Origin of the sequence: Candidatus Tisiphia endosymbiont of Stenodema calcarata, from assembly GCF_964030695.1 — a bacterium.
Taxonomy (GTDB): Bacteria; Pseudomonadota; Alphaproteobacteria; order Rickettsiales; family Rickettsiaceae; genus Tisiphia.
In genome coordinates, this window is sequence record NZ_OZ034911.1 from 871,727 (window position 1) to 886,074 (window position 14,348).

At 33.5% G+C, this 14,348-nt stretch carries 11 protein-coding genes and 1 pseudogene; 3 read left to right on the forward strand and 9 right to left on the reverse strand.

The window, feature by feature from the left end:
- Positions 1-126: 126 nt before the first annotated feature.
- Genes ACQH1W_RS03970 through ACQH1W_RS04000 form a run of 7 tightly spaced genes read right to left on the reverse strand, consistent with a single transcriptional unit; the run spans position 127 to position 8,820 of the window.
- Positions 127-1,890, reverse strand: a complete 1,764-nt coding sequence (locus tag ACQH1W_RS03970; protein WP_375333128.1) for a glycosyltransferase family 2 protein — start codon at positions 1,888-1,890, stop codon at positions 127-129.
- Between the two features lie 9 nt (positions 1,891-1,899).
- Positions 1,900-3,744 (reverse strand): hypothetical protein, encoded by a 1,845-nt coding sequence (locus tag ACQH1W_RS03975; RefSeq protein WP_375330994.1) that lies wholly within the window; start codon positions 3,742-3,744, stop codon positions 1,900-1,902.
- The gene (locus tag ACQH1W_RS03980; RefSeq protein ID WP_341763237.1) at positions 3,741-4,973 is read right to left on the reverse strand and encodes a glycosyltransferase family 4 protein; all 1,233 of its coding nucleotides are present in this window, start codon (positions 4,971-4,973) and stop codon (positions 3,741-3,743) included. The genes ACQH1W_RS03975 and ACQH1W_RS03980 overlap by 4 nt, the downstream gene beginning before the upstream one ends.
- 6 nt (positions 4,974-4,979) lie before the next feature.
- The gene (locus ACQH1W_RS03985; protein WP_341761266.1) at positions 4,980-5,792 is read right to left on the reverse strand and encodes a 2OG-Fe(II) oxygenase; all 813 of its coding nucleotides are present in this window, start codon (positions 5,790-5,792) and stop codon (positions 4,980-4,982) included.
- A 33-nt stretch (positions 5,793-5,825) separates the two neighbouring features.
- Positions 5,826-6,953, reverse strand: a complete 1,128-nt coding sequence (wecB, locus tag ACQH1W_RS03990) for a non-hydrolyzing UDP-N-acetylglucosamine 2-epimerase (RefSeq protein ID WP_375333129.1) — start codon at positions 6,951-6,953, stop codon at positions 5,826-5,828.
- Positions 6,946-7,956, reverse strand: coding sequence for a polysaccharide biosynthesis protein (locus tag ACQH1W_RS03995; RefSeq protein WP_341761268.1), 1,011 nt, complete (start codon positions 7,954-7,956; stop codon positions 6,946-6,948). Before ACQH1W_RS03995 ends, wecB begins: the two co-directional genes overlap by 8 nt.
- A 9-nt stretch (positions 7,957-7,965) precedes the next feature.
- Positions 7,966-8,820, reverse strand: coding sequence for a dTDP-4-dehydrorhamnose reductase family protein (locus ACQH1W_RS04000; protein WP_375333130.1), 855 nt, complete (start codon positions 8,818-8,820; stop codon positions 7,966-7,968).
- 811 nt (positions 8,821-9,631) lie between these two features.
- Between ACQH1W_RS04000 and ACQH1W_RS04005 the strand changes: the two genes are divergently transcribed.
- Positions 9,632-10,473 (forward strand): IS5 family transposase gene (locus tag ACQH1W_RS04005; protein ID WP_375332641.1). Its coding sequence is split into 2 segments (ribosomal slippage): positions 9,632-10,004 and positions 10,004-10,473, totalling 843 coding nucleotides; the frame shifts between segments, so codons are not numbered across the junction.
- Positions 10,474-10,501: 28 nt separating this feature from the next.
- Here ACQH1W_RS04005 and ACQH1W_RS04010 read toward each other — a convergent pair.
- A pseudogene (locus ACQH1W_RS04010) lies at positions 10,502-11,605 on the reverse strand (IS1634 family transposase); the annotation flags it as partial.
- A 165-nt stretch (positions 11,606-11,770) separates the two neighbouring features.
- Entirely contained in the window at positions 11,771-11,935 is a 165-nt protein-coding gene (locus ACQH1W_RS04015) for a hypothetical protein (protein ID WP_341763233.1), read from the reverse strand.
- Positions 11,936-12,460: 525 nt separating this feature from the next.
- On the opposite strand from ACQH1W_RS04015, the gene ACQH1W_RS04020 reads away from it, so the two are divergent.
- Both ACQH1W_RS04020 and ACQH1W_RS04025 read left to right on the forward strand, forming a co-directional pair.
- Positions 12,461-12,997 (forward strand): hypothetical protein, encoded by a 537-nt coding sequence (locus tag ACQH1W_RS04020; RefSeq protein ID WP_375333134.1) that lies wholly within the window; start codon positions 12,461-12,463, stop codon positions 12,995-12,997.
- A gap of 63 nt (positions 12,998-13,060) precedes the next feature.
- Positions 13,061-14,122, forward strand: coding sequence for a zinc-dependent alcohol dehydrogenase family protein (locus ACQH1W_RS04025; RefSeq protein WP_375333135.1), 1,062 nt, complete (start codon positions 13,061-13,063; stop codon positions 14,120-14,122).
- The last annotated feature ends 226 nt before the right edge of the window (positions 14,123-14,348 follow it).

The following is a 14,348-nucleotide window of genomic DNA, read 5'->3' on the forward strand; positions in this document are numbered from 1 at the left end:
TTGTCTTCTAACAAACTGGTTTAAAGAAGGATTTATTTTTACCATAACTTACCACCAACAGTTTGTTTATGTTTTTACATAATGCTTAGCATTTTGTTTGGTGCTCTTAAGACAGTATCAAAACCATCATTGGAGTATACCTAGTTTCCTACAAATTTTATTCCACGTTATTCTAAAACCATCTACACGCAGTGATCTTACGATCATCAAAATTAATTGTACTATTATATTAGGTTTGTAACTCTTAAATAATACAGTAGGTACGTCATTAAATTTTATTAATTTACTTGATGAAAAGCTAGGTATCTTTGTTGCGGATAATAGTAAAGGTTTAACTTGCTTATCAAATTGACTTAAATATTCATCATTCATAACAAATAAGGAAATATTAATTAACCTTATTGTCATTTTTTTATTATTGAAACAATTACTAATTCCATAATTAACTCTAACACATGATAAGGCCAAATCAATTGCTTCTATATCATGTTTGCTTGCTATAGATATCCACAAGCATATATCTTCACCAATCTTTATATTTTCAGGGAATTTGTTTGACATAAAAAGGGAGGTTTTTCCCATTACACTAGACATTGCTATTGGACATTTAGTAATAATATTTGGAAAAACTTGCTTGCTAAAAGTACCAGAGCTTATATATTTTATCAAATTTCCAACCCAATCTATTCTATGGTAAGAAGTATGCGAGAATAACAAACTATTATCCTCCATAAACTTCAATTGAACCTCAAGTTTATTGTCATAAAACAAATCATCAGAATCAATGAACGCTATGTACTGCCCAGATGCATGTTTAATACCTAGATTACGTGCCACTGCTGGTCCTGCATTTTCCTTACGAATATATTTAATTCTACTATCTTTATTACATTCCTCAATTAACCTAGATACATCATCTTCAGAACCATCATCTACTATAATCAATTCAAAACACTTATGAGTTTGTGCAATAACACTCTTTATAGACTCAATTGCCAAATCAATTCTATTATAAATTGGCATAATTACACTAATCTTAATGTCAGCTAAAAGAGCATTAGCCATTGATTCAGCTAGCTTAGATGGTTGTTGGTAATATGCAAGAAAAACACTAGTACGATGCAGAAATAAATAAGGTGATCCTTCCATTATAGTCATTTCTTCTAAAGTTAACCTTCTGAGAAACCTAGACCATAATTCACTACATTCATTCATATGGCTAGTAATTTTATGTGTTCCTTGGTCTAGATGAATACGACTTTTAATTAAAATACGATCATCAAAATGAATAGGTGCTATCCGTAAAAACTCAAACCAAAGAGCATAATCTTGGGTAGTTAATAATGTTTCATTAAAAGTACCAATTTCACGGAAATATTTTATGGGTATTAAAAGAGTACATCCATGAATTAATCCTCGCATAAGAGGGAATAATGGGATATTACATTTTTCCACTGATAATATTTTATCTGGTCTTGTAAAAGACAGTGATTTGGATTTATGATCTATAACTTCATATCCACCGTAAATAATCGTATTACGATTGGGAAGAGTATTAAGTATATTAATTTGATGTTCAATTTTATTTGGATTGTAAACATCATCATGACTAAGCCACGAAAAATACTCTCCTGTCATTTCCTTAATTGCCAAATTTAAGGCTGAAGCTACCCCACCGTTTGGTTTGGAAAAATAACGAATCTTGTTACCATAAGATAAAGCTATACGTTCCGTTTCACCATTATCATTTGATCCATCATTAACAACTAAAATTTCTAAATTTTTATAAGTCTGAACAACTGCACTATCTATTGCTTTACGCATATAATTAGCACCGTTGTAAACGGGAATAACGATTGAAACTTTTGGATAAAAGAGGCTATTGCTCATTGAAATACCTCACATAACTTGTCTAAATGATAATGAGATATCCTTTAATAACCAAAGTCCTAAGCTTTTATCAGAATATAACCCCCCATCTTCTGTACAACCCTCATTCACTAATAAAATTGGTTTTGGAAAATTAAACGGTGGTTGTTGCAAGTTTAAAACACGCCAAAAAGTTTCTTTAAGCTCCTCATTTAACCCTCTATTTACAAATGTTGTTGTTAATAGATAAGTAGCACCTGATTTTTTAAAATTAGCTATTACTTTAAATGCATCTTCAAAATTTAGGTGTACTAGTAAATCTCGTGAAAAAATAAGATCAGTTATTGGTAAAGTGTCTTTAGTTAGATTCAAAACTTTAAATATTCTTGTAGTATTACCAAATTCTTCTTTATTTTTTTCTATCAAAGCATCTACAATATCAACTCCAATATATTGTTCTACTTCAAGCTCTGTCTTTTGCATCCAATACCAATCACCACATGGAGCATCAAGAAAGGTTTTAATTTTAAATTCTCTAATAATCTTTGGTATCTCGTTTCTAACAATTTCCGTCTGTAATAGATCAGACCCTTCGCCAGAACGTGATACAGAGCCTCCAAAAATATTCTTATCATATACTTCAGAGAATTTATTCTTTAAGTTATTTTTTGATGCACTATCTAATCCTAAAAACTCAAAAAATGTTTTTTGCATATGCTCTAAAGTAAAGTCCATCAAAAAACAAGCAGTAGCATTTTTTGTCACTATTGCATATGAAGTTGTATTTAGGATAGCATGTTCTAGTTTTTGCAAAACAACTAGAGAATCCATAGATGTACACAAAATCCCTGCATTATGCTTGGCTATATATCTAGTAGGTGATGCATAATATGGTGCATGACAAAAAACAGGACGACCAGCGGCAAAATAGGAGACCAATTTTCCAGGAAAACTATTGGTAGCCTCAAGACGATACTCTTCTGAAAACCAGTACGGCATGTACAGGAGATCTGAATCTTCTAAGAAATTGATGGTTTCTTCTTGTGACTGCCATCCTAGATATTCGAAATTAGTTGGCGTCTGAGTATATACCTGAAAGTGAGCCCCAAGGACTCTAAGACGAATTCGCCTTCCTGCTATAGACCAATTAACTTGATTTAGAGTATTAATAAGGCATTGCCATGCATCTTGTGCATATAATTGTCCTGCTATAGCAATGATAAATTCATTTCTATTCTCATGTGGTCTTGTTGCAGGTATCTTGGCAAATTTATTAGGTAAACTAGCAATTACAGGTATACTACGCACACCGTATTTATGCGAATAAGTCTTTGACATTGCCCATGAAGCAGATGCACATGACTTACTATGTTTTATGACCTCATCGAACTCTGCTAGAAGTCGTCGCCTAGTATATACATCAATATTATTCTCACGCAACCACCACTCGAAAGGATCCCATACTTGAGTAAATAATGGTAATGCTAACTTACAAGAAAGAGGTCTAGCTAAACGTACAATAGTTTGACCTTCCAACACCACCCATAATGCATCAACTTGCTGTTGTTTTGCAAAATTAACAATTTGCGGTAATATTGAGTATTTTACCCGCATTGCTTGAATTAACTCAAAGACAAGTGCTAGTAATCTACCTGCTTTGCCCCATAATCTCCTCGGAGCCATTTCCCGAGGTTTTATCAATTTAAGGTGAGGAATTATCTCTAATTCTTTAGGTATGATTGGTTTAAGGTGGGGGTGTACAATTGAGCAAATTGCAATTTGTTCAATTGGTAAAAACCGTATTAAACGGTCTAGCACTAATCCTGCAGTAAAATTATGACAAGGAGGCATATCTGTTAAAAGTAAAATTTTCATCTAGCAACAACCCTATTATAAATATCAGCTAACTTTTTAGCTTGGGCTTCATCTCCATAATGCAATTCAGCCATCATTCTACCTTTTTGTCCTCGCCGTTTACATTCATCCGGATTATCAATTAAGTGTTGTAGTGCTAAGTACAAAGCTTCTCCATCACGCATAGGTACTGCCAAACCAATATCTGGAGCAAAAGTAACGTCAGGCAATGAAGTACCTTCAAAAACAATTACAGGTTTACCGCAGGCCATTGCTTCAATTGCCATCATGCCAAATGCTTCTGCAACTGATGGCATTAAAAAAATATCTGCAGCTACCAATGCCTCCCGCACTAATTCTTCATCATTAGTCCAACCAAGATTTACTATCTGGAATCGGTCGGCAAATTGCTGTAATAATGCTCCTCCACTACTCAAAGTCAATAAGCAAATTGGCTGATTTGACTTAATACGTTCGAGTGCCTGAATAATATAAGGTACTCCTTTAAACTCATTTTGCTCTACCCGAAAGCATATTACCAAAGCATTTTCAGGAATATCAAATAGCTTTCGTGCATTTGGACAAGCAGCAGCAGAAAAGAAGTTTAAATCTAACCCAAATGGCACTAAATGAACTAGTTTATTCTCAAACATTGGTGAATTATTAACCATATCTTGCATCCATTTTGAGGCTACAATGATATCGAAATCAGATCTCTTGTAAGCTGCACGCTTATAATTAAATAAAAATCTAGTATTATCCTTAGCAAGTGGTATATGGCTAGTCAGGTCAGGACAATTACCACAACCAGTCATCCAACGTTTACAATCAAACGGATGAATACAATGTCCTGTCATAGCCCAAGGATCATGCAAAGTCCAAACCGTTGGCTTTAGCTTGGTAATCTTTGATAAATCTGATATAGAAAAATATCCTGAACTTATAATATGAAGGTGAATAAGATCAGCTTCTTTAAAGGCCGGCATTTTGATCATTCGCGAAGCGTTCAAATGCAGTATTGACTGTAAAGAAGTAATTCGTTCTATTTTATTAATTACCCGATTAATTTTTCGAGCTATTGCTCCTTCAAAAGTTAGTATTTCTGGATTTTGAGTATCCTTCTCCCAAATTAAATGACGAGATTCAATACCATATTTTTTGAGAAGTGGTGTTATAGATAATCCACTAAATCTACGACCTGGTGATTCGTATCCATTCACTTGCAGTATCTTCATTAAACTACTACTCATAAAATCTCAGCTATATTCTCTAATAATATTACCATCCTTATCAGTAAAATTACGTTTTTTCCACAGAGCTCTATGAGGTTTGTCAATAATATTATTAATAGATTCCCGAGGGGCTTTTGTATAGTAATATAAAATGATCGATTTACGATATTCACCTTCTGGAAATTTACATGGATCTGGTAAACCATGATAGCTTTTATCGTGCGTATCAAATGCAACAAGACGATTAAATAATGGAGCAAGCTTTTTTAAACAATTCTCGCCATTATTATTATAGATTCCAAATTCTCCTCCCCATCCTTCTTGCCATTTTGGGTTCAAATATATAATAACATTCATACGACGATTAAGTCCCGTTGCATCATGATAATTACCATCAACATGTACATCTAATAAACCATTTGGCATTGTGACATTAAGCCCTCCACCAGTAAAATATGGATCAGGCACAAGTTTTCTAATATTAAAAGTCTCTGATAAGGCTAAAAGAAATATAGACGAATTGAGCAAACGAATAGTATCAACAATAGCTTCCGGTATATCAAATTCTGATTTCCATATAGTCCTTTGTTTTATCTCAATATTTTCATCATAGCTTCTATCCCATATATCTTCATTAGGGGAAGGAAAATTATCTAAACAACTTTGAGCTAAATCAGCATGTAAAAAATTATCGATTACTAGGTGTTTAAATGGCTCAAGATAATACATACCATTATTTTTTGCATCAATAATCTTATTGCTTGCAAGTAGTGCAAACTCTTTCATTTGAGATTGAGAGAACCGACAAGGCAAATTAGCCTGAGATATTCTAGTCATACAAACCTTTATGTACATTTAGGTGGTACTAATTCACTTAAACCACACAACTCTATTAATATAATCCACGTAGCTCAAAACGATACGGAGTATTTTTTGAGATACTAAGCCAGCATTATAATCTGAAACGATTGTTTGTAAATGACTATATTTACTATGTTGTTTGGTTACAATACGCACAGCATCTAGAACATTTTCTACTTTAAGACCACTCATTATCAAAACACCTTCATCCATACCCTCAGGTCTTTCGTGAGTATTACGAATGGTAATTGCTGGTAATTTAAGAAGAGAAGCTTCCTCAGTAATTGTACCACTATCAGATAAAATACAAAAAGCCTCCATTTGCAATTTTATGTAATCTAGAAAACCGAATGGTTTTAAAAACCGAATTTGTTTATCCAAACCTTTAATACCTAATTTTTCTAACAGCTGACGTGTACGAGGATGTGTTGATACAATCACGGGCATATCATATTCTTTAACCAACATCTGTAAAGTATTAAGTAAGTCCTGTAAATTGGCTGACACATCTACATTCTCTTCACGATGAATACTGACTAAAAAATATTGATGAGCTTGAAGTTCTAGCCTATCTAGCACATTTGATAGATGCACTTTAGGCATAAAATAACCTAACACTTCTTGCATATGCGAACCAGACTTGATAATTCGCTCTGGCGATACACCTTCGGCAATAAGGTAACGACGGGCATGTTCAGTTAGAACTATATTGATGTCGCTTAAATGGTCAACTACTTTACGATTTAGCTCTTCTGGTACTCTTTGATCAAAACAACGGTTGCCAGCTTCCATGTGAAAAACTGGTATCTTTTGCCTTTTGGCTGCGATAACTGAAAGGCAGGAGTTCGTATCACCATAAAGCAACAATGCATTTGGTTGTTCTTTTCCTAAAACCTCATCAGTTTTCTCAATAATGCGTGCAATGGTTTGTGTTGCATTACCACTAACAGCAGCTTCTAAAAAATAATCTGGTTTACGAATGTTAAGATCGTCAAAGAAAACCTGATTTAGTTCATAATCAAAATTTTGCCCTGTATGAACCAAAATATGATTAGTATACTCATCAAACTCAGAAATTACTCTAGACATTTTAATAAGTTCTGGGCGAGTACCAATAATGGTCATTACTTTAAGCATTAAGTTGCTCTTTAATGAAGTCAAGTGTTAGTAAAAGTTTTTTAACTTGTTCTATATTCAATCTTTCTGTATTAGATGATGTATAGTCAGTTAGAGAAGCAACGTTTAGATCTCCTTCTACAAAAAACTTTGAATAATTGAGATCACGATTATCAGCAGGAATCTTGTAATAATTTCCTAAATCTTCAGCTTTAACCATCTCCTCACAAGAAATCAAAGATTCATAGATCTTTTCTCCATGACGCACACCAATTAAACGAATCTCATTATTAGCATTAAATAATCCTTTTATAGCATGAGCTAATACTTCAATCGTTGAAGCTGGAGATTTCTGCACAAAAATATCACCTTGTTGACCATGTTCAAAAGCATATAACACTAAATTTACAGAATCTTCAAGTGACATTAAGAAACGTGTCATATTTGGGTCGGTAATAGTTAGCGGTTTCCCCTCTTTAATTTGATTAACAAAAAGAGGTATTACTGAACCCCGGGAAGCCATTACATTACCATAACGAGTACAACACAGGATGGTATCTCCTTTAGAACTCATTCGAGCTTTAGCTATCAACAATTTTTCCATCATTGCTTTTGATAAACCCATGGCATTGATAGGATATACCGCCTTATCAGTACTGAGTACCACAACCCGCTCAACACCATTGGCAATAGCTGCATTCATCATATTTTCAGCTCCCAGTACATTAGTTCGTACTGCTTCCATCGGATAAAATTCACATGATGGAACTTGCTTCAAGGCTGCAGCATGGAACACATAATTAACATTTTTCATAGCATAGTAAATACTATCATAATTTCTTACGTCTCCAATATAAAACTTAAGCTTTGGATTATTGAAAGCAATCCTCATATCTTCTTGTTTTTTTTCATCCCGACTGAATATGCGAATTTCTTTAATATCACTTTCTAGTAATCGTTTCATCACTGTGTTACCAAATGACCCCGTACCTCCAGTAATCATTAAAATTTTATTAACAAACATTCTTACCTTTTATTTAAATTTATACATACGTTGAATTAACTCTGACCACTCAGGCGGTGCATATCCCGTTGCCTTATTAAAAAGCTCGGCATTAAGTGAGCGATCAATGACCAGTTCATTAGATGGAATTATTTCGATTGTTTTTTTATAAGTACTAGCCACAAGTTTTAACAAATCATATTTATTGATCGGTTTTGCTGCGACATGATAAAGTCCACACATATCGGGTCGCGGTATAACGATGTCACGAACTATTCTTGCTAATTCAATAGTTGGAAGTCCAGAGAATACGGCTTGGACAAACCCTCTAACTTGTTTTTTTTGTGCAAGAAACCAGCCTATGAGACTCTTACCTCCCGATAACTCATGTCCGATAATTGAAGTACGAAGTGTTATAGTGTTAGGATAACTTACTTCCCCTAAAAACTTTGAACGACCATAGAGATCATTAGCATCTGCAAAATCACTCTCTGTATAGTTACCCTTAGACCCAGAAAATACACAATCTGTACTAACATGTATAAAACGAGAGCCTATAGCTTGACATATTATACTAAGTCTATGAGGAAACAAAGCATTAATTGATAGTGCTTGTAGGTAATCATTTGCATCCTCTAGTTGTTTAATTAGCCCAATACAATTTACTACCACATCAGGTCGAATTGTTGCAAATAATTTAATAAGAGAATCATGATTTTCTATATTTACTGGGGCAATGAGTTGTTTAGATGACTCTTCAGAAAAATAACGGCAAGCACCATTATTCCTAGCTGTCCCGTAAACGTTAAGGTTATGATCTTCAGCCATAAACCTAAACATGGCATTACCAAGCATGCCTGTTATACCAAGGATTAATATTTTCATAGATTATTCTTCAAGCTTTTATTCAGTTTTTGCTAGGATTCATGAGGTTACGTTATTATATCACCAAACTCATTCTTTAAAATAGATAACTTTTCCAAATCTTGTCATATTGTCGCCATCCGGTAATTTTAATTGTCACTATACAAGCCATTGGAACAGTTGGAGAATGGATGAAGCAACGGTTATTGAGTAATTAGATTTGTAATGAGGCAATAGCCCTATTTCGAAACTAGAGTTTAAGGAAGAGAGGTGTTATAAGTACCTGATTTGGAGTAATTAAAAATAATTCTATCTTTAATCCTATTTTAATCCTTGACTCTTAAGACAGTATCAGAAGCATATTGGTTTATTATTTGGCATATATACACATATATCAAGGCATTTTTTACTTACATCTAGACCTATTATTTTATTCATGATATAATCTTCCTTCTTCTTATTGTGCAAGGCTACTGTATTTCAAGCACCTTCTGTAATTTGTTCAAAGCAAACCTTGTAAGAGGGTACTTATTCTGTGAACGACTATTTCTGTCTAGAACCTATCAAGTCACCCTCTTATAACTACTTATAACATGTTTTTAAGATATAAGAACCTAATTCAAGGTCTTTTTTTAAACTAGGGTTTTAACAGATATTAATTAAAAAACCCAACGGACTTGGTAAAACGTATATTTGCAACAAAACTGCTTTGCAATCTTTTAGCATTACAAATCACATTCTGAACCTGAATTGCCAAGTAAGAGCTTGTCCGCAAACTAAAATTAAGGTATGATGAAGTGAACAAAGTATTATTAGTAAGAAGTATAGAAGAATGAGCAGAAAAAATTATCCAACAGATTTAACAGATGAAGAATGGTTAAGGATAGAGGGTTTGTTTCAAGTATCGTATGTAAAGGGAGGTAGACCTTTAAAACATAGCAAAAGAGAGATTTTGAATGCAATTTTTTATGTATTACGTACTGGGTGTCAGTGGAGATATATGCCGCATGACTTTCCAATTTGGAAGACAGTATATGAACAATTTAGAAGATGGAAGAAGCAAGGTGTATTTGAACGTATGAACCATGAACTTATCAAGGATGTTAGACGAAAATTAGGTAGAAATGAGTATCCTAGTGCTTGCATAATAGATAGTCAGTCTGTCAAGACAACAGAAAAAGGGGAGCTAAAGGTTATGATGGAGCTAAGAAAATTAAGGGCAGAAAGAGGCATATTATTACCGATACACAAGGCTTTGTATTAGGTTGTTATGTCGGTTCTGCGAATGAGAATGATCGATACGGAGCTACAGTGCTACTCAGTAACATGCAAAAAGAGTACACTACTATTAAACAAATGTGGGCTGATATGGGGTATCAGTCTAAAGATTTAAAGGGTCTCATTAAGGAAAAGTATAACATAGATTTAGAAATTGTTAAACGCCCAGTGTGCAGATTTTGGATACCAAAAAATACACCACTAGAACTATTGCCAACAAGGGAAGTTGGGTTTAAAGTACAGCCAAGGCGATGGGTTGTTGAGAGAACCTTTGCTTGGATAAATAGAAATAGAAGGCTCTCCAAGGAATATGATTTTCTTACTGATTCTAGTGAAAATATAATTTTTTTGGCTATGAGTCGATTACTTCTTCGTAGGATTACTTCTATTACTTAGTTTGCGGACAAGCTCTAAGTCGCTCCTATGCATCATTAATAGCCCTTTTAGATTTATAACTGGTAATTAGACGTTTACCATCATGCTCTAGATCGGCAATCCAAGTAAGATCATTGCCTATAACAGTAGGCTTATAGTTTTCCTCTGATAATATTTCTTCTTTCTTTTCTTTCTTGAGTGTTTTAAGCTTTGCTGCCACAATATAACGATAACCACCTTCATCGAGAGCTTGCAAGTTAGCTTTACTAAACATTGCACGATCAGCAATAAAACAGACATCTTTAACTTTAAGATACGCTTGCCAGCTATTTATTGCTTTAATTAACGTACTAACTTCTGCAGTGTTGCCACTAAATAATTCGTACCCCAGTGGCAGTCCATCCTCATTAGTTGCTAGGGCAAGAACTAATTGCGTAGTATTAAAGCGATGATCTTTACTATAGCCAAAGGCTCTTAGCTCATCTATTTCTACTGATTCAAAGTATAGTGTAGTGACATCAAAAAATACTAGGCTAATCTCTTTATTAGGAATCAGGGTTAGGGTGTTTTTAAAGCATAATTCTTTAATTTTAGGTATTTGCTCATGTAATTTGTCCATCATCCGATAAGTAGCATCTAGATCATGATGCCTGTCAAATTGATCGCTTAAATACTCAACTATCCCTTTTTTACTATTTGGTCTTACCATACGGGCTAACACTAAATCCTTCAGCATCCCAGCGTCACGTTTCCTTGCTAGTAACTGGTTAAAATGCATTTGATCATAAACATGCCCCCCTATTTGATGCACTCCTTCAACAACTCGCTTGACTTCTACAACCTCATTTAGTTTTACTTCGTTAACAGGTAGAATATCTTTTAACTGCTTGTTAGTTGGACGACCTCTTTTAACCTTGTTAGTATCATCAGTAAACAAATTCCCCTACCCAGTTGCAGCTTCTCTCTCAGCTTTAATCTTGGCAATCAAATCTTGTGCTAGGGCAACTAATTTAGCTTCTTCTACTTCATCTACGAAGACTCCTAAATGACGTACTATACGCTGTTTGACGTTACCTTTACTATCACGATAACCTTCTACTATTTGGATAGATTGCCTTGGACTATTAGGACTTTTTTTACGACGTATGTACATATTAGGGCTATAAAATATGGGGCTATATTCAATTAATTAAATAATAAACAACATCGCAGTTAAAGTCAATAATAAAATATCTACTAGGCACAATAGAACGAGAGTACCACTTCACCTCCTTACTAATGCCACTTATAACAACTAATATCAAAAAATCTGCGGAAGTCAGGAAGAAAATGCCGCAAAGATTAGAGCAAATCCAAAATTAAGAGAGATAAGTAAACAATTAGTAGCAGAAGATTTAGCAACAGAAAATGTTAAGGAAAATCCTGTCCAAAATTTAACTATTTTGGCAAATGGTAGTAAGCAAGATAGTGAGGTATCTAGCACAACTAGTACGGTAGAAGAATTTAACAATTTTAGTCACTGTCTCTAGTTCAACACTACTAATAATAAATTTTATAAAAAATCACTAATTGTGAGCAAAAAGGTGTACTTCTCGGGTTAATAAAGATATGTGTGAAGATGACACTACGTGGTGTGGTGTTAAGCACCAAGGTTAGAAGCAACAATCGCAAAATTTTTAAATCTAACCTCAGTGTCTATTCTCTATAACCAAAATAGGGGTTAATTGTATGACGAGCAATATCAAAGATCAACAACAAAATCATTCAACAAATGAAAAAATAAATAATATCACTAATATTGCTGCACAAATACTTAGAGAAGTTTTGCAGAGCAATAATATAACTTAATATAGAATTTATCGAAGTTCGTATAGGTTTAGAAGGAATTGAAATACTTGGCAAAGTTTTAGAAGATAATAAGCTTATAACCGCAATACGTCTTTGCGACAACGATATTGACCTTGAGGGACTAAGTCTGCTTATCGAACTGTTAGAGAATAATCATAGTTTGATTAATATAGATATTGAATATAATAATATCGGGGTTCAAGGACTAATCATACTAGATGAATTTCTAGAAAATAATAAAACCATAAAGCAAATAAGTCTTAGAGGCAATGATATTGGTGATGAGGGAGCGGATATACTGGCAGGAGTTCTAACAAATAATGAAATTGTAAAGCAAGTGGATATTGGTGGCAGTAATATTACTGATAAAGGAGCAATCATACTAGCAAGATTTCTAAAAAATAATAACACTATAAAGAAAATATGTCTCAATAATAATATTATTGGTGATGTTGGGATTGTCCAGCTTGTTAAAGCTTTGGAAACTAATAGAACCATCAACCAAATAGACCTTAGCTATAACAATATTACTGATAATGGAGCAATAACACTGGTGGAACTTCTAGAGTTTAATAATAAAATTACAAGCAAAATAATAATAGATTTCACAGATTTTGACAATGAAAATATTAGTTATCAAGTAGAAGAGCTGTTAATTGAGACTCTAGAAAGCCACAACAAAAAACTGGAGGTATAATTTTAAAAATATTCATCTTTTAAAATTTAGAGATTAAATAGAAAATGGAGTGAAAAATTGACTATGAAGAATTTTAACCTACCCCAAACCTATAAAGCAGTCATGTATACTTTGTTTGGTAATCCGTCTGAGGTATTAAAAACTGTTAGATTAGAAATACCAACACTTCAGGATAATGAAATATTAGTTCAAATGCATGCATGTGCTATTAATCCTTCGGACTTACTAACTATTAGAGGAAGATATCCTGACAGAGTAGAGTTCCCTAAAATAGCTGGTTTTGAAGGAGTTGGAACTGTTCGTGTTGCTGGTAATGCTAATAATAATCACCTAATTAGTAAAAGGATACTGGCATTAAAAGGAAAAGGTACTTGGCAAGAATATAACATTATTCCAGCTCAAGAAGCTGTTTTAATACCTGATGAAATTGATAATCGAACAGCAGCACAATTATATATTAACCCTCTTACTTGCTGGTTAATATTAGTTGATAAATTAAAAATTGATAAAAGTGACACTCTTGTAATAAATACTGGAAATTCAATTTGTGGACATATTATTGCTGGTTTTTCTAAAAGCTTGGGTTTTGATTTGATTTCAATTGTAAGGAGTGTTGAGAATAAAGTTAAACTGGAACAACTTGGTTTGAAGAAAGTGATTAACTCAAACGAAGAAGATATTACTAAGGCTATTTTAAAATTTACAAATAACAAAGGGGTTGATTATGCTTTAGATGCAATTGGTGGTGATGCAGGAGCAACACTGTTAAAAGCAGTTAATCCTGGTGGTAAATTTTTGCAATATGGTTTAATGTCTGGGCAACAACTTCCAGCCTTTTTCTTTACTGACGCAATGGAGAAAAATGTACAATTTGAATTTTATCATTTACGAGATTGGGTGTATAGTGAACCAGTAAGCTATAGACAGCAAATATTTAAACAAATGATAGAGAGTTTTGTTATGGCAGATATAAAAATGCCTATAGATACTGAGTACAATATAGATCAAATTGTAGAAGCTGTTACTATTGCAGAATCCGAGGGAAGAAATGGTAAAATCCTACTTAATTTTGAGCTTAATACAAGTAGCGATACCGCAGAAAAATGCATGTACTATTGTTGGTGAGAACTATGAAGTATATGATTCATAAGGGAGTTTGGGCTTGTGTAATTCATAGACCTTGTTACAAATAGTAAATAATATTGATGCAATTAAAAAGGTATCTATTACACTAGAAAAGAGCATGTTTTGCTTGCAACAATATCACGGTCCTCAAATGAAATCTTAAATGTTATAGAAAAGATTTCTTGTATATAGGTGAATTTGCAAAATTCTTTTTGCAATATCTATG